Origin of the sequence: Pseudomonas sp. (assembly GCF_049653025.1) — a bacterium.
GTDB lineage: Bacteria > Pseudomonadota > Gammaproteobacteria > Pseudomonadales > Pseudomonadaceae > Aquipseudomonas.
In genome coordinates this window covers 871,913-893,481 of the sequence record NZ_JBASFM010000006.1, presented here as the reverse complement: position 1 = coordinate 893,481, position 21,569 = coordinate 871,913, and the positions used below count along the sequence as shown (strand labels likewise).

Here is a 21,569-nt window from a genome sequence, read left to right as displayed (position 1 = left end):
CGAGTATAGATCGGCTCTGCGGCAGCGTTCTTTAGCTTGCCGCAGGCGTATTACAGGTTCAGGAAGGGCGTTCTAGACCAGGCGCAGGTGGTTGTCCCACAGGCCGGCAGGGAGTTGCAGCGGGCTGCTGCTGATGTGCGTGCTGCGGCAGTTGTACAGGCGGCAGCGGCCCATGCCGCTGCTGACCACAAAGCCGTCGGCCACCGCGCCCACGCCGGCGCAGTCTGCCAGCGGCGTATCCAGGCGCAGCTCGGCGCTGTCCAGGTCCCAGATAAAGACGCGGTTGCCGCGCGGCGCAGTCAGCGCCAGCAGGCGCAGCTCGCTGTGGATCGCCACGCTGGCGGTGTATTGGCTCATCAACTGACGCTGCGTATCACCGAGCGGAAAGTGCTGAAACGCTTGCCCCGGCCGCTTGATCGCCAGCAGTGGCACCTGATCGCTGGCTTCTCCCATATATTGCTGGCCGCTGACGAGGGTGCCGTCGCTGGCCACGGCCAGGTGGCGCACGCTATTCATCCGTTCGGGCAGCTGTTCCTTGCTCAGCAGGCTGCCGTCGCGGTGCATCAGCACCAGGCTGGACTCCATGGTGTCGAGATTCATCTCCACCCGGCTGTCGGCTTCGGTGCGAATGCCGCCGTTGGCCACTACCAGGGTTTCGCCGTCGGGCAGCCAGAGCAGTTGGTGCGGGCCGAGGCCGTGAGTCGACAGTTCGCTGACGCGTTGCAGCTGTTCGCCTTGCAGGCGGTAAACCCCGAGCACGCCGCGGCCTGGGTCGGAGGTGTCGTTCTCGGTGGCATACAGCCATGCGCCGTCCTTGTGGAACACTGCATGGCCGTAGAAATGCCGCTGTGGTGCCGAGTGCAAGGTTTGCAGCAGGCGCCCGTCGCGGGTGTCGACCAGGTAGCTTTGGGTGCTCGGGCGGCGCCCGACGAACAGTGCCATCGGCAGCTGCGGGTGGGCGATCACGTCGTGGCAGCGCTCGCTGATCTGGGTGGCGAACACCTGGCTGCCGTCCAGCCGGTAACCGACGGCGTAATGCTTGCCGGCGGCATCGTTGCGTGCGGACAGCAGCAGCGGCTGCTTGCCGTTGTGCATCAGCGTCCAGCCGCCCAGGGCGCTGGCGGCCAACGCCGCGCCGGTGAGGCCGAGGAAGGTTCTGCGCTTCATCTGCATGCGTCAGTCGCCGTCATGGGCGTTGAAGCCCAGCTGGATGCCGAGGGTTTTCGCCAGCTCGGCTTCATGCAGGCGGTGCAGGGTGTTGAGGCTGTCATACAGGGCATTCAGCTCGCTGCGGCCGGCGTCATCGCTGAGCAGTTCACCCAATGGGCGCTTGGCGTTGGCCAGGCGCTGGCGGGTGTCGCTGTAGGCAGCGTCGATGCGTTGTTTCAGTGCAGCCTGATCGCTGCCGAGCAAGGCCTGGATGCCGTCCTGTTCGGCGCCCAGCCAGATGCGTTCGGCGCTGGCCAGGCTGGCGGCCAGATTGGCCAGGCTGGCTTGGCTGCGCCAGGCTTCGGCCTGGAAAGGTTGCGGCTGACCTTTGCTCTGGCGCCCGAGCGGGGTGCCGAGTTTCTTTTTCAGGCCGTCGATGGCGCTGACCTGGGTGCGCAGTACCTCGGCCACGGCCTCGGGAGCTTCGGCATAACGCGCGTTGGGGAAGCTTTTCAGCTGTGCGGCCATGCCGTCCTTGCTCTGCCACTGCGCCAGTACATCGGCGGCCAGCACTTGTTGGTGCTGGCCGATGGCGACGATCAGCGGGCAGTAGCGGGCTTTCTGTTCGGCGTTGTTGAGGTCGATGCTCGGGTCGAACAACAGGTATTCGTAGGCAGTCAGGCCCTGTACCACCACGCTGGATTTATCCAGGTCGGCCGGGGTGAGTGCGGCGTTCTTGTTGATCAGCGCTTCGACCTGGCGCGCCACCAGGTTCTTCTTGTCCGGCCAGAACTGGATCTGCCAGGCGCGGTTGCCTTCGGCCAGTGGGCCAAACAGCGCCGGTTGCACCGCCGCCCAGGCGCTTTGCGCGGTGCTAAAGGCCTGGCGGGCTTCGCTCAGGTTCTGGCTGCCGGCGCAGAACGCCTGACCGCTGGCGGCCAGCTGCTGATCGGCCTGGCTCCAGGCGCTGTAGATCGGCAGCAGCACGCCGTCACTGAGGGCGCTGCTGACCTGCTGTTGCGGGTCGGCAGGGCTGCAGGCGGTCAGCGCCAGGGTCAGCAGGGCGAGGCAGAACGGTGAGCGGATCATGTGCGGCTCCTTACAACGAATTCAGAAAGGTCAGCAGCGCAGCGCGCTGCTCTGTGGAGAAGCTGAGAACTTGCTGTTTGGCGGCTTCGGCTTCGCCGCCGTGCCAGAGGATGGCTTCGAGCAGGTTGCGCGCGCGGCCGTCATGCAGGAACTGGGTGTGACCGTTGACGGCTTGCGTCAGGCCGATGCCCCACAGTGGCGGGGTGCGCCATTCGCGGCCGTTGGCGAGAAACTCCGGGCGGTGGTCGGCCAGCCCATCGCCCATGTCATGCAGCAGCAGGTCGCTGTAGGGGCGGATCAGCTGGTTGGCCAGTTCCGGCTCGGCGGCGTCGCTGGCGGTAGTGAACTGCGGGGTGTGGCAGCCCTGGCAACCGGCTTGGTGGAACAGGCTTTTGCCTTGCAGCACGGCGGGGCTGTTGACATCGCGGCGCGCCGGCACCGCCAGGTTGCGGGTGTAGAACAGCACGCTGGCGAGAATATTGGCGCTGACTTCCGGTACGCCACCCTGCGGCGCGTTGCGGCAGTCCGGCTGCGCCTGGCTGCAATTGTCCTGGGTGACCAGTTCGCTGGTCAGGCCCATGTCGTTGGCGAAGGCCTCGGCATTCTGCTGGTTGAGCGTCGGTTGCCCGGCTTTCCAGCCGAAGCGGCCGAGCACGCTGCCTTGTTGGGCGCGATCCCAGACCTGATTGGCGCGCCCGGAAATACCATCGCCGTTACCGTCGTCCGGGTCGGCATTTGCCAGGATCGCTGCCTCGGGAATGGCTTCGAGCAAGCCGAGGCCGATCATTGGTGGGGCGATGCGCGCAGAGAACAGTGTGTCGGGGTGCAGCGGGCCGTAGCCGAGCTGGCTGATCTCCAATTTAGGCTGGCGCAGCTCGACCTGTTGGCCATCGTTCAGGGTGATCTGCTGGGTGTTGTAGCTGACGCGCACCTTGCCTTCGGGGGCCACGCCGGGATTGCTCATGTCCTGCAACTGGCCGCCGTAGGTCGGTTCGGCCAATACGCCGAGGCGCTCGATGATGGCGGCGTGTTCGTTGCCAGCGGGGATCGACAGGCGCACCAGCATCGATGCAGCACTGACTGCATTGGGCTCTGGTGGATGGCCGCGGCCGTCTTTGATATGGCAGTTCTGGCAGGCATTGGTGTTGAACAGTGGACCCAGACCGTCGCGCGCGGTGGTGGTAGCCGGAGCGCTGACCCAGGGGTTGCGGAAGAAGCTGTTGCCGACACTGAAATCCAGGCGTCGTGACGGCGACAGATTGGCCGAGGGCAGCGAGAAGGCATTCTGGTCGGCCTTGCGCACCGTAGCGTTACCGGCTGACAGGGCTTCGCCAGGTTCTGCTTGGGTGAAACGGGGAGTTTGATCGCAGTCTGCCAGACTCAGGCCGATGGCCAGAAGCAGCGCAAAGCGACGCGGCGCAAACATGAGTGAAGATCCGCAGGGGAAAACAGGCGGCTGATCTTAACAGTCTGGCCAGGTTTAAATAAGACGGATTTGCATTATCCGTCGGTGGTTAAAGGTCGCAGGCAATAAAAAAGCCGCAATTCGGGTAACGAATTGCGGCTTTTTGCACTACCAACTTCCGGACTTCGCGAGCTAGAGCGAGACAAGGCGAAAACAGCCGAGGAAGCGGAGTTTACGTGTTGTAAATGAGCTTTCCGAGGCTGTTTTCAACGCAGTATCGCCGACGCGCAGCAAGTCCTACGCGATTAGAAGCTGTGGTCAGCGGTATCTGGGTTCAGATCACTGATACCCAGCTTGCCGGCCGCCTGCTCGATCGCACCGGTCTGCTTGACCAGGGCGGCGATGGCGTCACGGACGATCTGCTGGCCGTCTTTGTTGTCGGCGGCGATCAGCTGATCGAAGTGCACGTTGTTCTTCTCGGCGCTGTCGACCAGAACCTGCAGTTTGCCTTCGCTGGCTTCCAAATCGGCTTTCAGGGTGCTGTCGGCAGCGGCGTCAACCTTGGCCACCAGGGACGACAGGCTTGGGCCGGTCAGGGTGGTGCCGTCGACTTTCTTGTACTCGCCCAAGTAAACGTTGCGGATGCCTTTACCGTTGTAGAAATGCGAGTTGTGGGTGTTGTCGCTGAAGCAGTCGTGCTCGTCTTCGGTGGAGTTGGCTTCCAGCGCGACTTTCATGCGCTCGCCAGCCAGTTCGCCGAGGGACAGGCTGCCCATGCCGAAGAGCATTTTGCGCAGGCCGCTTTCAGCCGACTCGGCTTGCAGCTTGGTGCGGTAGTTGTCGGCGTTGCCGGCTTGCCATTGCACGACCATGGCGTCGAGGTCGCTGACCAGCAGGTCGGCGGCGGCCTTGATAAAGGCGCGACGACGTTCGTTGTTGCCGCCAGTAGCACCTTCGCCGACGACGAAGTCGCTCGCAGGACGCGCGCCGGCACCTGGGTTGCTGCCGTTCAGGTCTTGGCCCCAGAGGAGGAACTCAATGGCGTGGTAGCCGGTGGCGACGTTGGCTTCGGAACCGCCCAGCTCATTCAGGCTGGCCAGCTTCTCGGCGGTGATTTCGGTCACGTCGATTTTGTCTTCGCCGACCTGCACTTCGGTGTTGGCGATGATGTTGGCGGTAGCGCCTGGGTTGCCGAGGGCGTGCTGGTAGTCCTTGGCGACGTAGTCGATCAGGCCTTCATCCAGCGGCCAGGCGTTTAGCTGGCCTTCCCAGTCGTCGACCACGGCGTTACCGAAACGGAATACTTCGCTCTGCATGTAAGGTACGCGTGCAGCCAACCAGGCTTCACGAGCGGCTTTCAGGGTCTCATCGCTCGGCTTGGCGAGCAGCGCGTCGATTGCGCCCTGCAGGGTTTTGCCGGTGCTGGCGGCGTCGCTGAACACGGCCAGGGCCAGGTCGGCGTAGTGGTTGACCACGGCTTTGCCAGCGGCTTCATCCACCTGGCTGGTGGTGGCTACCGCGGCGCTGCTGGCGGCAGCGGGGGCTGCGGCCTGGGTGGCCGGGGCTTTGTCTTCGCCACAACCGGCGAGAGAAATGGCGATGGCAAGCAGGCTGGCAGAGGCCAGGGGCATACGGAGCATGGCGAAATCCTTTGCGAGTGAGAGGAGCGCACCCAGGTGGGCGAGTGCAAAAACCAAAGCATAATGCGAAAGATTTGCATTTTGCGCAAAGGGTCGTTGCAGCTTTTTCACCTGAAGCTGTGGGCAAAGTCTGCATTGCGGCAAATCGATAGGGCTAAAATGCCAGCACAGTCGCCATCCTCACGGATTTACAGGAGTTCTGCATGAGCCTTACCAGTGTTGTCGTTATCGTCATTCTGCTGCTTGTCGCCGCCTATGCGGTGGTGCTCTACAACGCCCTGGTGCGTTTGAAACACGGGGTGAGCAAGGCCTGGTCGAATATCGATGTGATGCTCAAGCAGCGTCACGAAGAGCTGCCCAAGCTGGTCGAGACCTGCAAACAGTACATGCAGCATGAGCGCGGCACCCTGGAAGCGGTGATTGCCGCGCGCCAGGCAGTCTCCACCGCCCAGGCCAAGGGTGACATGAATGCGCTGGGCAAGGCTGAGACGGGGTTGCGCGCCGGTCTCGGTCAGTTGTTCGCGCTGGCGGAGAACTACCCGGAGCTGAAGGCCAATGAAAGCTTCCAGCACCTGCAACAGCGCATCAGCGGCCTGGAAAACGGCATTGCCGACCGCCGCGAGTTGTACAACGAGGCGGTCAACCTGAACAACGTGCGCATCGAGCAGTTCCCCGATGTACTGATCGCTCGCGCGTTCGCCTTCAAGGAGGCTGTGCTGCTGGAGTTCAGCGAGGGTGAAAAGGCCGATGTCGATCTCAAGTCGTTGTTTGGCTAGGTCATGGATATTCAAGAACAGATTTTCGGGCTGACCTGCAGCGTGGCGGCCTGCGCCGGTGGTGCCTGGTGGTTTGTGCGGCGCTTCTCCCAGGCCCGGCACTTGCTCGATACGCCCACCTCGAAGATTCGCTCGGCGGCGCAGGGCTATGCCGAGTTCTACGGTGTGTTGCATCCGCAGGGCGATGAACAGCAGCGCGGGCCGCTGACCCATACGCCGTGCCTGTGGTGGCGCTACAAGATTGAAGAGGAGCATCGCTCCAGCGATAACAAGGGCAGCAGCTGGCGCACCATTGATAGCGGCAGCAGCGAGGCATTGCTACAGCTCGACGACAGCACCGGCAGCTGCCTGATCGATCCACGCGGGGCGGAGGTGCGCCCGGTGACTCGCGAGGTGTGGAAGGGCAACCAGCGTCACCCGCTGGGCATGGCGAAAACCGGTTGGAGCGCGTTGTTCAGCATCGGCGAGCAATACCGTTACACCGAGGAGCGCCTGCATGCGGGGCAGCCGCTGTATGCCATCGGTGATTTTCGCAGCAGCGGCGGTGGTCGCCAGGGGCTGGATCTGGCCTCGGCCAAAGGCGCAGTGATCCGCGAGTGGAAGAGTGACTTCAGCGGCCTGTTGCAACGCTTCGATAGCGACCGCAATGGCCAGTTGGATGAGCTGGAGTGGAACCGTGTGCACTTGGCCGCCACGCTTGAGGCCGAGGATCGCCATCGCCAGCAGAGCACGTTGCCGGCGCAGGATTACCTGGCCAAGCCGCGTGAGGCGCAGCCTTTTATCCTCTCTTGCGCGGGCGAGGATGAACTGGTGCGGAGTTTTTACTGGCAGGCGGCGGGTGCAGTTGTGCTGTGCGTGCTGGGCGCAGTGGCGACGGCCTGGCTGCTGGGCGTAAACCGCTTCTAGCGGTGAATCCTGCGCAAGAAAAAGCCCGCCGATTGGCGGGCTTTTTTCTGGCTGGGCTCAGAGCGTGGCCGGGTTGGCGGCGCTGTTCAGGCGCCGGGCCTGTTTCAGGTAGGCGGTCAGTTCGCGTGCTGGCAGTGGCTTGCTGTACAGGTAGCCCTGACCCTCGTTGCAGCCATTGGCAATGATGTAGGCCTCCTGCTCGACGGTTTCCACCCCCTCGGCGATGACCTGCATGCCCAGGCTCTTACCCAGCTGAATGATGGCACGCACGATGGTGGCGTCGTCTTCATCTTCGAGCAGGTCCTGAACGAAGCTCTTGTCGATCTTGATCTTGTCCAGCGGCAGGCTCTTCAGATAGCTCAGCGAGGAATAGCCTGTACCGAAATCGTCAATCGCGATCAGCGCGCCGGAGCGGCGCAGGCTGAGCAGGTGCTGGGCGGCGGTGTTGATGTCTTCCATCAGGCCGGTTTCGGTGACTTCCAGCTCCAGGCTGCGCAGCGGCAGGCGATAGACCTGCATCAGGTTGTTCACTACCCGCGGCAGTTCAGCGTGGTGCAGCTGCACGGTGGACAGGTTGACCGCCATGCGCAGCTCGGTGAAGCCCTGATCGTGCCATTCGCGCAGTTGGCGGCAGGTCTGGTCGAGAATCCATTCGCCAATCGGGATGATGGTGCCGTTCTGCTCCGCCAGCGGGATAAACAGATCCGGCGGTACCAAGCCATGCTGCGGGTGCTGCCAGCGCAGCAGGGCTTCGACGCCGACCACGCTGTGATCGCGGTAATCCACCTGTGGTTGGTAGACCAGGTGCAGTTGGTCCAGCGCCAGGGCGTCGCGCAGGTCTTTTTCCAGTTCGCGGCGGCGGCGCATTTCACTGTCGACGCTGGCGATATAGAACTGGTAGCGGTTGCGCGAACGGCTCTTGGCCAGGGTCATGGTCTGTTCGGCTTTCTGCAGCAGCTTCTCGGTGCTGTCGCCGTCTTCCGGGAACAGGGTGATGCCGATGGTGGCGCGCAGACGCACTTGCTGCTGGTCGAGCATAAACGGGTTGTCGAGGTCGTCGAGTACGCTCTGCGCCAGTTCGGCGGCCTCGTAAGGCTGTTCGATATCGGCCTGGACCAGGGCGAACTGGTCGCCGCCCAGGCGTGCCAGCGCGCCGAGGCGGCCGCTGTGGCTGCGCAGACGGTCGGACAGGGCCAGCAGCAACTGGTCACCTGTCTGATAGCTGAACTGTTCGTTGATCCCTTTGAAGTCATCTAGGCCAACGCAGAGCACCGCCACCCGGCGCTGTAGGCGGCCGGCGTCTTCGAGAATCTGATCGAGCTGTTGCTGCAGCTGCTGGCGGTTCGGCAGGCCGGTAAGAAAGTCGTACTGGGCCATGCGCAGCAGGCTGTTTTCCGCTTCGCGGCGCAGACTGGTGTTGCGTTCGATGGAGGAGAGCAACTGGTTGGCGGTGTTGATCCACAGGCCCAGCTCGTTCTTTTCGTTGCCCTTGAGCATCGGCAGTTTGTGCTCGCTGGGGCGATCCGGATTGATGTTGGTCAGGTGCTCGATGATCTTCGACAGCGGCTTGGTCAGCAGCAGGTGGTAGACCAGGTACAGCACCATGGCCATGGCCAGCGCGCGCAGCACTCCGGAGATAAAGATGATCACCGAGTTGGTGACGAAACTCTCGCCATAGGGGGCGGTGTCGAGGGTGATGCTGAGGTCGCCGTAGTATTCGCTGTACGGGCCGCGACCGACCAGTTGAGTGGTGAAATTCTGTTCCTTGCCGAGAATCGGGTCGGTCAGCCAGCGCGTGGGGATATCCACCTGCTCGCGGGATTTTTCCGCCAGCATCGGCTCGTTGGGATGGCCAATGGCGGCCATGCGCACCGATTCATGCTGGAACAGGCCTTCGATGACCTGCATGCCCATTTCCCGGTCCAGGCTGTAAACCGCCTGGGTGGAAGGGTCGCGGAACATGCCAAGGATACGGTGCGCGTCGTTGGCGACTGCCTGACGTGTTTTGTAAACGTCGAAAACAATCTGCGCAAAACTCAGGACCACACCAACGATTAGCGCTGAGAGCAGCACTACGCGCAGCAACTTAAGTGACAAGCTGTTTTTAAGTTCCAGCTTCAAGTGGTAATTCCTTGTTCGAGGCCTTAGGCGTCAGACGCTACTGAGTATTGGCAAAGTCGTGCTTGCAGTCAAAGGGCCATTACCAAAGTTTGTCGAACAAATTGCCTGCGCGGCGATGGCGCGAGCGCTGACAGGTGTGCGGCGTACTTGCACTATGTCGGTGCGCAACAGTCGCTACTTGAGCGCCGTTTGGCGGTTTTATATGGCCTGCCATCCCTGGCGGCCACCCTTCAGGCCGTTGCTACGCAACGTTAAAAATAGCTCCCAGCTATTTTTTCACTTGGCATGAGAGTTGCGAAACCCTGGGTACTCACCTCATGGGGGCGCTGCGATGAACACTCGACTGTTAGGAATAGCGGTATTTGCGTTTTCTCCACTGGCTCAGGCAGCCAGTGATGAGGCGATCAATACCGCGTGGCTGGTGCTGGCCAGCGTGCTGGTGTTCTTTATGCAGGCCGGCTTTGCCATGCTTGAGAGCGGCATGTCGCGGGCGAAGAATGCGGTCAATGTGATGATGAAAAATTACATGGACGGCTGCGTCGGCGGCATCGTGTTCTGGCTGTTTGGCTTTGGCCTGATGTTCGGCAGCAACATCACCGGCTGGTTTGGCATGAGCCATTTTGCGCCGTATACCGGTGAGCCCTGGGATTTCACCTTTCTGCTGTTCCAGATGATGTTCGCCGCCACAGCAGCCACCATCGCCAGCGGCGCGATGGCCGAGCGCACGCGCTACTCGGCGTACCTGGTTGGCGCCGTGGTGATCAGCGGGTTTATCTACCCGGTGTTCGGTAGCTGGGTCTGGAGTGGCATCTACGGCGGTCAGGGCTGGTTGGCCGCGCTGGGTTTTATCGATTTCGCCGGTTCCACCGTGGTCCACAGTGTCGGGGCCTGGTGCGCGCTGGCCGGCATTTTGGTGCTGGGGCCGCGCTTGGGGCGATTTGCCCCTGATGGCACACCGCGGGTGATTCCCGGGCATAGCCTCAGCCTGGTCGGTTTGGGTGGTTTTATCCTCTGGGTGGGCTGGTTCGGGTTCAATGCCGGCAGCAGCCTGGCGGTGAATGTCAGCCTCGGCCTGATTGCCCTCAATACCCATCTGGCAGCGGCTGCCGGCGCGGTGGGGGCGTTGTTGGCGCAGCGCAGCACTTCCAGCCCGGTGTTGCTGACCACCACGGTAAATGGCTCGCTCGGTGGCCTGGTCGGGATTACCGCCGGCTGCGCCACGATGTCGCCGCTGTTTGCCCTGTTGAGCGGGTTGATTGCCGGTTTTGTCGTGGTATTCGGCATGCGCCTGCTCGATCGCTGGCAGCTCGATGATGTGGTCGGTGCCGTTCCGGTGCATGGCTTCTGCGGCATCTGGGGCACGCTGGCGGCAGGGCTGTTCTTCAACGGCGACCTGTTCAACTGGGGCCGAGTTGGCGTGCAGCTGCTGGGGGCTGGCGTGGCCTTTGTCTGGGCCTTCCCGTTGGCGCTGATGCTGTATTGGCTGCTGGCGAAAACCCTCGGCCTGCGCACCTCGAGCCAGCATGAGCAGCGCGGCCTGGATTTCGCCGAGCATGCCGAGGTCGGTTACCCCGAGTTCAACCTGGCGGTGACCTTCGACACCAACGACCTGTCGCGGAGGGTGTGATATGAGCCTGACGACTCGCCGGCGGGCGATCTATACCGGGCTGGCCGGGCACTTTGCCGAGGATGAGCTGCTCGCGCTGCTGGCCCTGTGGGAGAGCAAATATGCCGACAAGCCCTCGTTTGCCTTGAATGAGTTTCTCGGTGAGGTGGCTTCTGCCTCTAAGCGCAAGCTGGAGCGTGCCAGGCTCTACCGCGAGCTGGTGGGGGCCCTGACCGGGCCGCTGTCGGCGTTGTTGCCCGACCCGGAGCCGCTGCTGCACGGCTGGCGTCAGCGCATGGGCGTTAGCGCACCGCGTGAATTGAGCCAGGATGTGCAGGCGCAACATACCTTCGAGGCACTGGTCCGCGCGCTGTTCAACGGCCTGGAGGCTGAGCTGGTGCCACGCTTGCGTCGCTATGCGGCGGCCAACCTGGGCGGGCTGCATGTCGATGCTGAGCAGCGTTTGCGGGTGCGCGCCTGGATGGAGCAGGGCGCGGGGCCGGAGCTCGGCGGCTTGCCGCTGGAGCAGCTGCGACAGTTGCTCAACTTGCTGTATATCGGCCTGTGCGAGTACCTGGGGCCGGTACTGGCCGATCAGCACCTGAGCCATGCGGTGCAGCAGGTGGAAACCCAGCACCTGGCTTATTCACCGAGGAAGCTGTTGTAAAACCTGTGGCCCTAGAGCAAGAAACCCGGCACTAGGCCGGGTTTCTTGTGGGGCAATGCAGGTGCTTAGGCGGCGTAGTTTTTCGCTACGAAGTCCCAGTTCACCAGGTTCCAGAACGCCTCAACATACTTCGGACGCACGTTACGGTAGTCGATGTAGTAAGCGTGTTCCCAGACGTCGCAGGTCAGCAGCGGGGTGTCGCCGCTGGTCAGCGGGCAACCGGCACCAATGGTGCTGGCCAGCGCCAGGGAGCCGTCAGCTTTCTTCACCAGCCAGCCCCAGCCGGAGCCGAAGGTGCCGATGGAGGTCTTGCTGAACTCTTCCTTGAACTTGTCGAACGAGCCGAAGGCCGCGTTGATCGCGTCAGCCAAAGCACCGGTCGGCTGGCCACCGGCGTTAGGGGCCAGGCAGTTCCAGTAGAAGGTGTGGTTCCAGACCTGAGCGGCGTTGTTGAAGATGCCGCCCGAAGAAGTCTTGACGATCTCTTCCAGGGTTTTGCCTTCGAACTCGGTGCCAGGTACCAGGTTGTTCAGGTTCACGACGTAGGTGTTGTGGTGCTTGTCGTGGTGGAATTCCAAGGTTTCCTTGGAAATGTGCGGCTGCAGGGCATCATGTGCGTAAGGCAGCGGCGGCAACTCGAAAGCCATGGTTTATCTCCTAATCAGGTCAGGTGCGGTGTGCGCGAGGCCGATCACGGGCGGCCATCTCAGCGGCGTGAGTTATCTCTTTGCGCCGCAAGCCCCGAATCATAGCACTGGCCCCGCCCCTTAAACACACGGCAACTGTGTGGGAAACCGACGCAAACCGTTGCCGCAGACCGATCCTGTGTTTCAGGCCATGCCGCTGTCGCTCAGCAATTGCCAGGCGATGCTGAACATCATCAGCGCCACGCTGAGGTCGATCAGCCGCCAGGTGCTCGGCCGTGCCAGCCAGGGTGCGAGCCAGGCCGCGCCGAGGGCCAGGCAGAAGAACCACAGCAAGGAGGCGCTGGCCGCCCCCAGGGCATAGGCGCCGGGCACCGTTTGTTGTGCGCCGAGCGAGCCGATTAGCAATACGGTGTCGAGGTACACGTGCGGGTTGAGCAGGGTCACGGCCAGCGCCGCGAGCAAGACCGCCTTGCGTGAGCGCGGGCCGCTGTTGGCGGCCTGATCCAGCGCCTGCGGACGGCTGGCACGCAGCAGCGCCTGAGCACCATACCAGAGCAGAAAGGCCGCCCCACCCCAGCGCGCCACGCCCAGCAACACCGGGTTCTGTGCCAGCACGGCAGCCAGGCCGAACACGCCGGCGGCCACCAGCAGGGCATCGCAGACCACACAGAGCAGTGCCACCGGCAGGTGATGCTCGCGGCGCAGACTTTGCGCCAGGACGAAGGCGTTCTGTGCGCCGAGGGCAATGATCAGCCCGGCGGCGATCAGTAATCCGTTGCTATAGCTTTGCCACATATCGGTTATTCCGCGCTGTCGGTGAGTTGTTGCAGAACGCCCAGCGCACGCGGCCCATCGGCGTGGGCGACGAACAGGTGGTCGTGGTAGAAGCCGGCAATCACGTTGCAGCTGATCCCGGCGTGAGCCAGCGCGCCGGCGACGGCGGCCGTCAAACCCACCGCCTCCAGCGCCGAATGCACGTGCAGGGTCAGCCAGGCGGCCACGTAGCTGTAGGGCAACTGCAGGTGTTCGGCCTGCTGGCGCGACAGGATCACGGTCAGGCCTTCAGCCTCTTGAAAACTGCCCAGTGGCTGCACGCCGCCCAACTGCGCGGCATTGGCCAGGCTGCAGAATACGTAAGCGCCATCGTTCAGCTGTGGGCTCATGCTGCGCAGCAATGTCGTCAGTGAAGTTTCGCCGGCCATGCGGATTGCCTTGTTCGGGGTGGGTGATGCTGGCCAGTCTGCTGTGCTTGGTTGTATAAGAAAAACCAATAGTGCTGATCACTCATTAGGAGAACTTATTTGTTCGACTACAAGTTACTCGCCGCCCTGGCCGCCGTGGTGGAGCAGGCCGGTTTCGACCGCGCCGCCCAGGTGCTGGGCTTGTCGCAATCGGCGGTGTCGCAGCGGATCAAGTTGCTCGAGGCGCGGGTCGGCCAGCCGGTGCTGGTGCGTGCGCTGCCGCCAGCACCGACGGAAATCGGCCGACGTCTGCTTAACCATGTGCAGCAGGTGCGTTTGCTGGAGCGCGATATTCAGGCGCAGGTGCCTGCGTTGGATGAAGGCGGGCTACCCGAGCGACTGCGCATCGCGCTGAACGCCGACAGCCTGGCAACCTGGTGGGCGGCGGCGCTGGGTGAGTTCTGCAGCCAGCAGCGGGTGCTGCTGGAGCTGGTGGTGGAGGATCAGGATGTCGGTCTGAAACGCATGCGCTCCGGCGATGTGGCGGCCTGCGTATGTGCCAGCGAGCGCCCGGTGGCCGGTGCGCGCGCCCTGCTGCTGGGGGCGATGCGCTACCGTGCGCTGGCCAGTCCGGCGTTTATTGCCCGGCATTTTCCGGATGGGGTGACGGCGCAGGCGCTGGCCCATGCGCCGGCCATCGTGTTCGGCCCGGATGACCTGCTGCAGCATCGCTACCTGTCGGGCTTGGGTATCGAGGGCGGCTTTGCCCATCATCTGTGCCCTTCATCCGAAGGCTTTGTGCGCCTGGCGCAGGCCGGGCTTGGCTGGGGCTTGATGCCCGAGTTGCAGGTGCAGGCCGAGTTGGCGCGCGGCGAACTGGTCGAGCTGATCGCCGACCAGCCGATCGATGTGCCGCTGTATTGGCACCATTGGCGCAATGGTGGCGAGCTGCTCGGCGAGTTGACCCGACATCTGCAGCGGCATACGGCCACCTGGCTGGTGGCCGCGCAGTCCGTTGAATAACTACCTCGGCTTTGGCTTCCTGCGTCGCCCTACCTCCTGCATCCATGCAGTCGTGCGTTGTCGATACGGCGTTAGAAACAGGCTCGGCAAGCCGCTTGCGGCTAACGCGCTTTAGCGCGACCCGAAGGGCGAGTGAAACGAGTAATGCTCATTTACAGCTCGTAAACTGCGCTTCCTCGCCTGTTTCTGCCTTGTCTCGACTGCCTCGCCTACGTTCTCAACGGCCTGCCATAGGTTTACAGCTGAAAGTGCGCCAACAGATGCTGCTGGTTGCCGGCCACGTTCTGCAGGTGCTCGCCGCACTGGCGGGTGTTGGCGGCGTTTTCGCGGTTGTCTGCGGTCATGGCGCTGAGCTGATGCATATGCTGGTTGACCTCCTGGGTGGTGGCGGCTTGTTGCTCGGCCGCCGCAGCGATCTGGAAGGCCAGGTCGTGCACGGCCTGTAGCGAGTGATCCAGGTGGCCGAGTGAGCCCAATACGGCCTGGGTCTCGTCTTCCAGGGCACGGGCCTGCACGGTTGCGCCCTGCATGCTGGCCAGGGCCTGTTCGGAGGAGTCGCCGAGGGTGCCGATGATCTGCACGATTTCCTCGGTGGCGGTGCGGGTGCGCATGGCCAGGTTGCGTACCTCGTCGGCGACCACGGCGAAGCCTCGGCCCTGTTCGCCGGCGCGGGCGGCTTCGATGGCGGCGTTAAGGGCCAGCAGATTGGTCTGTTCGGCGATCGCGCGGATCACTTCCAGCACCGAGGCGATCTGCTGGCTGTTGCCGGCCAGGGTCTGCACCACCTGATCGGCGTCACGCAGGCCATCGAGCAGCTGGTCCTGGCGGCCGATCATGCGTTGCAGGGTGCCCTGCATGGTGGTGAAGGCGTGGCGCGCGGCGTCGCTGCTGTCGGCACTCTGGCTGGCGCTGGCGGCGATTTCATGCACGGTGGCGGCCATCTGGTCGACGGCGCTGACCACCATTTCCAGGGCTTCCTGCTGCTGGTCGAGGCGCTGGCTGGTCTGCCCGGCGGCATTGAGGATATCGCCGCTGGCATGCGCCACGGCAGTGCTAGCCTGGCGCAGTTGCTCGATCACCAGTCGCCAGGCATTGGCCATGTCGTGCAGGGCGTGCATCAGGCCATTGCCCTGGCCGGGCGGCTGGGCCATGTGCAGTTCGCCGGCGGCCAGGCGCTGCGCCAGCTTAGCCATGCAGCCCGGCTCGCCGCCCAACGGGCGCATCACGCTGCGGCTGACCAGCCAGGTGGCGAACAGCACGGCGGCGACGGTGAGCAGGCCGAGCAGAAGGATCTGCCACATCAACTCATGCACCGGGGCAAACGCCTGGGCCTGGTCCATCTCGGCGATCAGGGCCCAGTGCTGGCCATCGAACTCCAGCGGCACGAAGGCCTTCAGCGCCGGCTGGCCGTCCAATCCGGCTTCCGCCAACTGGCCCTGTTCACCCTTCAAGGCGCGGGCGATGGCGTCGCCCTGGAGGGCGCTGGGGTGCTTGTTAGCGCGTTGCACCTGATGTTCGTTGAAGCGTGCGGAGTCCGAGCGCAGCAGTCCATCGGCTCCGATCAGGTAAGTTTCGCCGGCATCGCCCAGGCCCTGGCGGGTTTGCATCACGTTATTCAGCGGAGCGACCGGCAGCTCGAGCATCAGCAGGGCGATCAGCTCGCCCTCGCTGATCACCGGGCTGATCAGAAACTGGCTAGGCTCACCGGTTTGCGGGTTGACCGCCAGGTCGCTGATCAGGCTGGCCCGGCTGCTCAGCCCGGCGCTGGTCAGCTGGCCCATGGGCTGCTCGCGCCATGCGCCTTGGGTGAGGTTCTGCTGGTAATCGTCGCCGCGCAGCACGCTGAACATCACCATGCCGTCACTGTCGATCAGTTTCAGCTCGCGGTAGCCGTAGGTCTGGGCAAAATTCTCGTAGATTGGCCGGTCATAGTTGGCCGCACTGACCAGGGCCATCCCGGCCAGGCCGCCGTAGCTGGTGCCCAGGTTATTGGCCAGGGTGCTGAGCTGGTCGCGGCGCGCCTGCAGGTTATCCAGCAATTGCCGTTGTTTGATATTTGCTACGGCCTCGAGGGAGTCCAGGGTCTGTTCCTGCAGCGCCTTGCTGGCCTGCAGGTACACCGTAAAGGCCATCGCCAGTACAGGCAAAAGGCCAATAAGCAGATAGCTCAGGGCAAGCTTTAGGCGTAGCGGCATATCCGGTGGCTCCAGGCAGAAGGGGTAAACAGGGTGAATATGTTGATTATTCTGCAAGGATCGTGCGAATTGCTTGACGATGCGTAAATAAAATTGATCGGCAGCCGGCTGGACTGGCCGACAGCCGCGTGCGCAGCGGGTGTTGCGTCGCTGGGCGGCGTGAGTGGCAGGCGAATGGGGGCGTGCAGGACGGGTTGAACGTGGTGGGGGATGGTGCGTTACCTTCCGCTTATGGGGCGGAAGGTAACCAAGTTGGGGCGGACATCAGCTGATGCTGATTGTTCCCGACCCCGGCAGTTGCTCCACGCAGCGCGCGCCGAGCAGCTTGGAAGGGGTGAAGTAACCGCCTGGGCCGCTGTAATCGAGCAAGTGGCGCACGGCCAGCAAGGCACCGTGCACGGTGACGTCATAGCCGTTGGCGGTTTCCAGGCGCGCGGTCTTTACCACCCCAGCGGCATTGCGTGCCTCGCCCCACAGCCAGGTGCGCAGGCGGGTGCGGGTGGCTTCGTCGGGGCCGCTGACGCGTTTTTCGATCAGGCGCTTGAGCCAGTTCTGCACCGCATCCAGGCCGAGCAGGGCGCGCAGCGGGTCGATCAGGCGCATGACAATCGCGGCTGCCGTTGGCGTCGGCAGGTACACCTCGATATTGTCGATGCCGGTGGAGTGATAGGCCGTGGACACGTCGCCCCAGGGAATCGTCACCGCCGGCTTTTCACCCCGGCCGAAGTTGATGGTGCGGCGTTTATAGCCCAGCGGTACATCGGTAATAAGCCCCGCGCGGCGCACCTTGCCGCCAAACTTGAGGCCTTCCACCGATGTTTTCGCGGTGCCGGGCGACAGCCCGCTGCCGGTGTCGAAACCCAGCGCCAGGTGCGTGGCGTCGGGCAGCGCTTGATGCAGGCAGGCGGCCAGGCAATCAGTGGGGATCACATCGAAGCCGGCGCCGGGGCAGACCACCACGCCCAGCTCGCGGGCTTGCTGATCGCGGCGGTGGGCGGCCTCGAACACGCCGATCTCGCCAGTGATATCGACATAGTGGGTGGCGCTGGCCAGGCAGGCGTCGAGCATCGGCCCGCTGGTGGCGGAGAACGGCCCGGCACAATGGGCGACCACGGCGATATCGGCCAGGGCCTCCTTGGCGCGGTCCGGCTGCTGGATATCAAACACCCGGCATTCCAACCCGAGCAGGCTGCCGAGGGCGTGCACCGCCGCCGGGTTGCGCCCGGCGAGTATCGGCGTCAGGCCCTGGCGCTTGGCTTCGGCGGCCAGCAGGTGGCCGGTGTAGCCGTTGGCTCCGTAGATCATCCAGTGGGTGGCCATCCAGTGCTCCTTGATTATTGTGGGATTGCGCCTGGCAGCTTAGCCGTTGTGCGCGGCCCTGTTGGCCTATCGCAGGGTGTGTGCAGTCGCTGTTCTGGCCGGCAACGTCACGGCGAGCGCCGCTGGGCGCTGCTAGAGTGGCGAGGCGATCACGCGTAATGGGGGCGGCAATGAAAATTCTGGTAACCGGAGCCAGTGGCTTTATCGGTGGGCGCTTCGCCCGCTTTGCCCTGGAGCAGGGCTTGAACGTGCGGGTCAACGGCCGCCGTGCCGAAGGCGTTGAACATCTCTGTTCGCGCGGCGCGGAGTTTGTCCAGGGCGATCTGGCCGACCCCGAGCTGGTGCAGCAGCTGTGCCGGGATGTCGAGACCGTGGTGCACTGCGCCGGCGCGGTCGGCGTGTGGGGTAACTACCAGCACTTCCACCAGGCCAATGTGCAGGTCACCGATAACGTCATCGAGGCCTGCCTGAAGCACAAGGTGCGGCGGCTGGTGCACCTGTCTTCGCCGTCGGTGTACTTCGATGGCAAGGCGCATGTCGGCCTGCGCGAGGAGCAGTTGCCCAAGCGCTTTTCCGATCACTACGGCAAGACCAAGTACCTGGCCGAGCAGCAGGTGTTCGCCGCCCAGGAGTTCGGCCTGGAGGTACTGGCGCTGCGCCCGCGCTTTGTCACCGGGGCGGGCGATACCAGCATCTTCCCGCGCCTGATCAATATGCAGCGCAAGGGGCGTTTGTCGATCATCGGCAATGGCCTGAACAAGGTCGATTTCACCAGCGTGCACAACCTCAACGAGGCGCTGATGAGTTGCCTGCTGGCGGCCGGGCCGGCGCTGGGGCAGGTCTACAACATCAGTAACGGTGCACCGGTGCCGCTGTGGGACGTGATCAATTACGTGCTGCGCCAACTCGATCTGCCGCCCGTGACCCGACATATGCCCTATGGTCTGGCCTATGGCGCGGCGGCCTTGAATGAAGGGCTGTGCAAGCTGCTGCCGGGCCGCCCGGAGCCGACCCTGTTCCGCCTGGGCGTGGCGGTGATGGCCAAGGACTTTTCCCTGGATATCAGCCGGGCGCGGCAGTATCTGGAGTACGAGCCCAAAGTCAGCCTATGGACGGCGCTGGATGAGTTCTGCACCTGGTGGAAGGCGCATCACCCGAGTTGAGGCAGTGTGTCTGGTGGGTTTAGCGACTTAGGCGTAGACCCGTTGGCCGCGATAGATGCGTACCGAGCCCGCGGCATGCGCCGCCTCGGCCACCAGTGGCGTGGTGCTCGGCAGGTGTGGGGCGATCACTTCAACGGCCGGCTGATACGGGCTGTCGCTGAGCTGGGCCAGGCGTTGGCCGAGTTCACGGGTGTGTTCGTCAGTGGAGTCGAGGCAGGCGCTGAGCATGGCGTTGATTGCATCCGGCTGGCTCAGGCGAATATCCAGCGCCTGTTCGGCGCGCAGTCGGCGGCGCAACGCTTGCATGCAATCCAAAACCGCTTTGTTCAGTTCCATATGGCCATCCCCGGTAGTTGAAACGCAGCGGGTGTCGCCCGTGCCCCGGACACCCTTGGCTATTTGCACGGCTGCAAAGTGCGTACCAGTTCACTGAATGGCCTATTGTGCGCTGTGGCGGCGGTCGATCTGGTCAGATACTGCCCTTCGTCGGTGCGTGGTGCGCCGTTGCTGCGCAACGCTGAAGCGCCAGCGGTGAATCGTTATACTGCGCGCCATTGGCAAACTGCCGCGTGCCGGCGCTGTACTGGAAGGTTTGCTCCTACTGCGTTTTCTTGAAGGTTTATCCATGCGTAATGATGCCCACGACGAACTCGATCACGTGCCCAGCCTGCGGGCTGATCAGCGCGATCACGATCACGACGACTATGCGGCCGATCACCCGCAGCCGGCACGCGGCAACAGCCATGGCCGCGCGGCAGCTGTTGCACCGGTGAAATCGGCCAGCACCGGCCCGCTCTGGGCCCTGGTTGGCGCGTTAATGATTGCCCTGGGCGGCCTGGGCTGGTGGAGCTTCCAGCAGATCAGCCTGATGGAGCAGCAACTGGTTGCGACCCAGGAAAGCTTCGCCCGTATCAGCGAGGAAGCCGCCGGCCGTATCCAGGATATTTCCGGCAAGGTGGTGGCCACCGAATCCACGGTCACCAGCGGCAGCGAAGCGCTGAAGCTGCAGGTCAAGCAGCTGGAAAGCAAACTGGCCGAGCTGAGCAAGCAGCATCAAGGCACCAGCAGCAAGCAGGGCGAGCGGCTTGAGCAACTGGCGGCGCAACTGAAGAGCCAGCAAGGCGGTGACGACAAGCTGGAAGCCACCCTGAGCAAACTCACCACCGAGCAGGCTGCGCTGAAAAGCGAGCAAGCCAGCCTGAAAAGTGCGTTGGCCGGGCAGAGCAAGCTCGACGAGAAAATTGCCGGCTTGAGCGGCGAGATTGATGCGTTGAAGAAACAGGGCAACTCCAGCCAGGCCATCGCCCGCGTCGAACAGGACCTGCTGGTGCTCAAAGGCGAACTGGAAACCCGCGCGGCGGGCAGCAGCCTCGCCGAGTTCGATGCGTTCCGCGCGCAGATGAGCCGCAATATCAGCACCCTGCAGGCGCAGGTGTTGAACCTGCAGCAGCAGATCGACGCACGCTGAGTTAGCTGCAAATAAAAAGCCCGTCAATTGGCGGGCTTTTTATTTAGGGCAATTACAGCAGGCGCGTATCCCTGTGGGAGGCGCTTTAGCGGCGAGCGTTCGATAACGCTATCGCGGCTAAAGCCCCTCCTACAGTAGAGGGGCAGCGTCAGGGTTACAGCGCTGGGTAGTCGATATAGCCGACAGCGCCTTGGCTGTAGAAGGTTTCCGGGCGCGGCGCGTTCAGCTCGGCGTCCTGCGCCAGGCGGGCAGGCAGGTCCGGGTTGGCGATAAAGGGCACGCCGAAGGCCACAGCATCGGCCTTGCCGCTGGCCAGCCAGGTATTGGCCTGATCCTTGGTGAAGCGCTCGTTGGCGATAAATACGCCGCCGAAGGCTTGCTTCAGATCTGGCGACAGGCTGTCGTCGGCTTCCCGCTCACGGGCGCAGATAAAGGCGATGCCGCGCTTGCCCAGCTCCTGCGCCACGTAGGTGAAGGTCTCGGCGCGGTTGGCGTCGCCCATGTCGTGGAGGTCGGCCCGTGGCGACAGGTGCACGCCGACGCGGCCAGCGCCCCAGACTTCGACTGCCGCATCGGTCACTTCCAGCAGCAGGCGCGCACGGTTTTCCAGGCTGCCGCCGTAGCGGTCCGTGCGCTGGTTGGTGCTGCTCAGCAGGAACTGGTCGAGCAGGTAACCGTTGGCCCCGTGGATTTCCACACCATCGAAACCGGCGGCCTTGGCGTTTTCCGCGCCCAGACGGTAGGCCTCGACGATATCGGCGATTTCTTCGGTTTCCAGGGCGCGCGGGGTGACGAAGTCTTTCATCGGGCGCACCAGGCTGACGTGCCCGGCCGGCTGGATGGCGCTCGGGGCGACTGGCAGTTCGCCGTTCAGGTACAGCGGGTCGGAAATTCGCCCGACGTGCCACAGTTGCAGGACGATCTTGCCGCCGGCGGCGTGTACCGCCTTGGTGATATTGCTCCAGCCGCGCACCTGTGCATCCGACCAGATACCGGGGGTATCCGGGTAGCCGACGCCCATCGGGGTGACGGCGGTGGCTTCGCTGATAATCAGCCCGGCGCTGGCGCGTTGTACGTAGTACTCGGCCATCAGCGCGTTGGGTACGCGGCCTTCATCGGCGCGGCAGCGGGTCAGTGGGGCCATGATGATGCGGTTGGCCAGTTGCAGGTCGCCGATCTGAATAGGGTCGAAAAGCGTGGTCATGGGTGAGCT

19 protein-coding genes are annotated in these 21,569 nt (G+C 63.5%); 7 read left to right on the top strand and 12 right to left on the bottom strand.

From position 1 onward, the window contains the following. Nucleotides 1-72: 72 nt before the first annotated feature. From WBK23_RS07180 to WBK23_RS07165, 4 genes are all read right to left on the bottom strand, one after another. Nucleotides 73-1,167 (bottom strand): DUF1513 domain-containing protein, encoded by a 1,095-nt coding sequence (locus tag WBK23_RS07180; RefSeq protein WP_424483308.1) that lies wholly within the window; start codon nt 1,165-1,167, stop codon nt 73-75. Nucleotides 1,168-1,176: 9 nt separating this feature from the next. Further along, complete coding sequence (locus WBK23_RS07175; RefSeq protein WP_424483268.1) at nt 1,177-2,238, bottom strand: imelysin family protein; 1,062 nt, start codon at nt 2,236-2,238, stop codon at nt 1,177-1,179. A 10-nt stretch (nt 2,239-2,248) separates the two neighbouring features. Then, nucleotides 2,249-3,664, bottom strand: coding sequence for a di-heme oxidoredictase family protein (locus WBK23_RS07170; RefSeq protein ID WP_424483267.1), 1,416 nt, complete (start codon nt 3,662-3,664; stop codon nt 2,249-2,251). Nucleotides 3,665-3,948: 284 nt separating this feature from the next. Continuing rightward, the gene (locus WBK23_RS07165) at nt 3,949-5,283 is read right to left on the bottom strand and encodes an imelysin family protein (RefSeq protein ID WP_424483266.1); all 1,335 of its coding nucleotides are present in this window, start codon (nt 5,281-5,283) and stop codon (nt 3,949-3,951) included. Between the two features lie 203 nt (nt 5,284-5,486). On the opposite strand from WBK23_RS07165, the gene WBK23_RS07160 reads away from it, so the two are divergent. Together WBK23_RS07160 and WBK23_RS07155 are read left to right on the top strand one after the other, a co-directional pair. Continuing rightward, nucleotides 5,487-6,059, top strand: coding sequence for a LemA family protein (locus tag WBK23_RS07160; RefSeq protein WP_424483265.1), 573 nt, complete (start codon nt 5,487-5,489; stop codon nt 6,057-6,059). 3 nt (nt 6,060-6,062) lie between these two features. Continuing rightward, nucleotides 6,063-6,965: a GIDE domain-containing protein gene (locus tag WBK23_RS07155; RefSeq protein WP_424483264.1), complete on the top strand. Its 903-nt coding sequence runs from the start codon at nt 6,063-6,065 to the stop codon at nt 6,963-6,965. Between the two features lie 57 nt (nt 6,966-7,022). On the opposite strand, the gene WBK23_RS07150 is transcribed toward WBK23_RS07155, so the two are convergent. Beyond that, a complete protein-coding gene (locus WBK23_RS07150; RefSeq protein WP_424483263.1) occupies nt 7,023-9,086 on the bottom strand; it encodes a putative bifunctional diguanylate cyclase/phosphodiesterase in 2,064 nt (687 codons plus the stop codon). A 331-nt stretch (nt 9,087-9,417) separates the two neighbouring features. Here WBK23_RS07150 and WBK23_RS07145 point away from each other — a divergent pair, with 331 nt between their 5' ends. Next, nucleotides 9,418-10,713: an ammonium transporter gene (locus WBK23_RS07145; RefSeq protein WP_424483262.1), complete on the top strand. Its 1,296-nt coding sequence runs from the start codon at nt 9,418-9,420 to the stop codon at nt 10,711-10,713. A 1-nt stretch (nt 10,714) separates the two neighbouring features. Next, nucleotides 10,715-11,359 (top strand): hypothetical protein, encoded by a 645-nt coding sequence (locus WBK23_RS07140; protein WP_424483261.1) that lies wholly within the window; start codon nt 10,715-10,717, stop codon nt 11,357-11,359. A 65-nt stretch (nt 11,360-11,424) separates the two neighbouring features. Here WBK23_RS07140 and WBK23_RS07135 read toward each other — a convergent pair whose 3' ends face one another. From WBK23_RS07135 to WBK23_RS07125, 3 genes are all read right to left on the bottom strand, one after another. Then, the gene (locus tag WBK23_RS07135) at nt 11,425-12,006 is read right to left on the bottom strand and encodes a superoxide dismutase (protein WP_424483260.1); all 582 of its coding nucleotides are present in this window, start codon (nt 12,004-12,006) and stop codon (nt 11,425-11,427) included. 183 nt (nt 12,007-12,189) lie between these two features. Continuing rightward, a complete protein-coding gene (locus WBK23_RS07130) occupies nt 12,190-12,801 on the bottom strand; it encodes a LysE/ArgO family amino acid transporter (protein ID WP_424483259.1) in 612 nt (203 codons plus the stop codon). 5 nt (nt 12,802-12,806) lie between these two features. Further along, nucleotides 12,807-13,208, bottom strand: a complete 402-nt coding sequence (locus WBK23_RS07125) for an ACT domain-containing protein (protein WP_424483258.1) — start codon at nt 13,206-13,208, stop codon at nt 12,807-12,809. 99 nt (nt 13,209-13,307) lie between these two features. Here WBK23_RS07125 and WBK23_RS07120 point away from each other — a divergent pair, with 99 nt between their 5' ends. Continuing rightward, complete coding sequence (locus tag WBK23_RS07120) at nt 13,308-14,210, top strand: LysR family transcriptional regulator ArgP (protein ID WP_424483257.1); 903 nt, start codon at nt 13,308-13,310, stop codon at nt 14,208-14,210. A gap of 236 nt (nt 14,211-14,446) precedes the next feature. On the opposite strand, the gene WBK23_RS07115 is transcribed toward WBK23_RS07120, so the two are convergent. Together WBK23_RS07115 and WBK23_RS07110 are read right to left on the bottom strand one after the other, a co-directional pair. After that, a complete protein-coding gene (locus tag WBK23_RS07115; RefSeq protein ID WP_424483256.1) occupies nt 14,447-16,405 on the bottom strand; it encodes a methyl-accepting chemotaxis protein in 1,959 nt (652 codons plus the stop codon). Nucleotides 16,406-16,669: 264 nt separating this feature from the next. Beyond that, nucleotides 16,670-17,725 carry a saccharopine dehydrogenase family protein gene (locus WBK23_RS07110; RefSeq protein WP_424483255.1) on the bottom strand — a complete coding sequence of 352 codons (1,056 nt, stop codon included), beginning with the start codon at nt 17,723-17,725 and terminating at the stop codon, nt 16,670-16,672. Nucleotides 17,726-17,895: 170 nt separating this feature from the next. On the opposite strand from WBK23_RS07110, the gene WBK23_RS07105 reads away from it, so the two are divergent. Continuing rightward, nucleotides 17,896-18,888, top strand: a complete 993-nt coding sequence (locus WBK23_RS07105) for an NAD-dependent epimerase/dehydratase family protein (protein ID WP_424483254.1) — start codon at nt 17,896-17,898, stop codon at nt 18,886-18,888. A gap of 27 nt (nt 18,889-18,915) precedes the next feature. Here WBK23_RS07105 and WBK23_RS07100 read toward each other — a convergent pair whose 3' ends face one another. Next, nucleotides 18,916-19,224, bottom strand: coding sequence for a hypothetical protein (locus WBK23_RS07100; RefSeq protein ID WP_424483253.1), 309 nt, complete (start codon nt 19,222-19,224; stop codon nt 18,916-18,918). A gap of 289 nt (nt 19,225-19,513) precedes the next feature. On the opposite strand from WBK23_RS07100, the gene WBK23_RS07095 reads away from it, so the two are divergent. Beyond that, nucleotides 19,514-20,356: an ATPase gene (locus tag WBK23_RS07095; protein ID WP_424483252.1), complete on the top strand. Its 843-nt coding sequence runs from the start codon at nt 19,514-19,516 to the stop codon at nt 20,354-20,356. 154 nt (nt 20,357-20,510) lie between these two features. Here WBK23_RS07095 and WBK23_RS07090 read toward each other — a convergent pair whose 3' ends face one another. After that, a complete protein-coding gene (locus tag WBK23_RS07090; RefSeq protein ID WP_424483251.1) occupies nt 20,511-21,560 on the bottom strand; it encodes an alkene reductase in 1,050 nt (349 codons plus the stop codon). Nucleotides 21,561-21,569 lie beyond the last annotated feature (9 nt).

Coding starts and splice junctions, on each gene's coding strand:
- WBK23_RS07180 (WP_424483308.1), bottom strand. CDS start 1,167: ATGAAGCGCAGAACCTTCCTCGGCCTCACCGGCGCGGCGTTGGCCGCC.
- WBK23_RS07175 (WP_424483268.1), bottom strand. CDS start 2,238: ATGATCCGCTCACCGTTCTGCCTCGCCCTGCTGACCCTGGCGCTGACC.
- WBK23_RS07170 (WP_424483267.1), bottom strand. CDS start 3,664: ATGTTTGCGCCGCGTCGCTTTGCGCTGCTTCTGGCCATCGGCCTGAGT.
- WBK23_RS07165 (WP_424483266.1), bottom strand. CDS start 5,283: ATGCTCCGTATGCCCCTGGCCTCTGCCAGCCTGCTTGCCATCGCCATT.
- WBK23_RS07160 (WP_424483265.1), top strand. CDS start 5,487: ATGAGCCTTACCAGTGTTGTCGTTATCGTCATTCTGCTGCTTGTCGCC.
- WBK23_RS07155 (WP_424483264.1), top strand. CDS start 6,063: ATGGATATTCAAGAACAGATTTTCGGGCTGACCTGCAGCGTGGCGGCC.
- WBK23_RS07145 (WP_424483262.1), top strand. CDS start 9,418: ATGAACACTCGACTGTTAGGAATAGCGGTATTTGCGTTTTCTCCACTG.
- WBK23_RS07140 (WP_424483261.1), top strand. CDS start 10,715: ATGAGCCTGACGACTCGCCGGCGGGCGATCTATACCGGGCTGGCCGGG.
- WBK23_RS07135 (WP_424483260.1), bottom strand. CDS start 12,006: ATGGCTTTCGAGTTGCCGCCGCTGCCTTACGCACATGATGCCCTGCAG.
- WBK23_RS07130 (WP_424483259.1), bottom strand. CDS start 12,801: ATGTGGCAAAGCTATAGCAACGGATTACTGATCGCCGCCGGGCTGATC.
- WBK23_RS07125 (WP_424483258.1), bottom strand. CDS start 13,208: ATGGCCGGCGAAACTTCACTGACGACATTGCTGCGCAGCATGAGCCCA.
- WBK23_RS07115 (WP_424483256.1), bottom strand. CDS start 16,405: ATGCCGCTACGCCTAAAGCTTGCCCTGAGCTATCTGCTTATTGGCCTT.
- WBK23_RS07110 (WP_424483255.1), bottom strand. CDS start 17,725: ATGGCCACCCACTGGATGATCTACGGAGCCAACGGCTACACCGGCCAC.
- WBK23_RS07105 (WP_424483254.1), top strand. CDS start 17,896: ATGAAAATTCTGGTAACCGGAGCCAGTGGCTTTATCGGTGGGCGCTTC.
- WBK23_RS07100 (WP_424483253.1), bottom strand. CDS start 19,224: ATGGAACTGAACAAAGCGGTTTTGGATTGCATGCAAGCGTTGCGCCGC.
- WBK23_RS07095 (WP_424483252.1), top strand. CDS start 19,514: ATGCGTAATGATGCCCACGACGAACTCGATCACGTGCCCAGCCTGCGG.
- WBK23_RS07090 (WP_424483251.1), bottom strand. CDS start 21,560: ATGACCACGCTTTTCGACCCTATTCAGATCGGCGACCTGCAACTGGCC.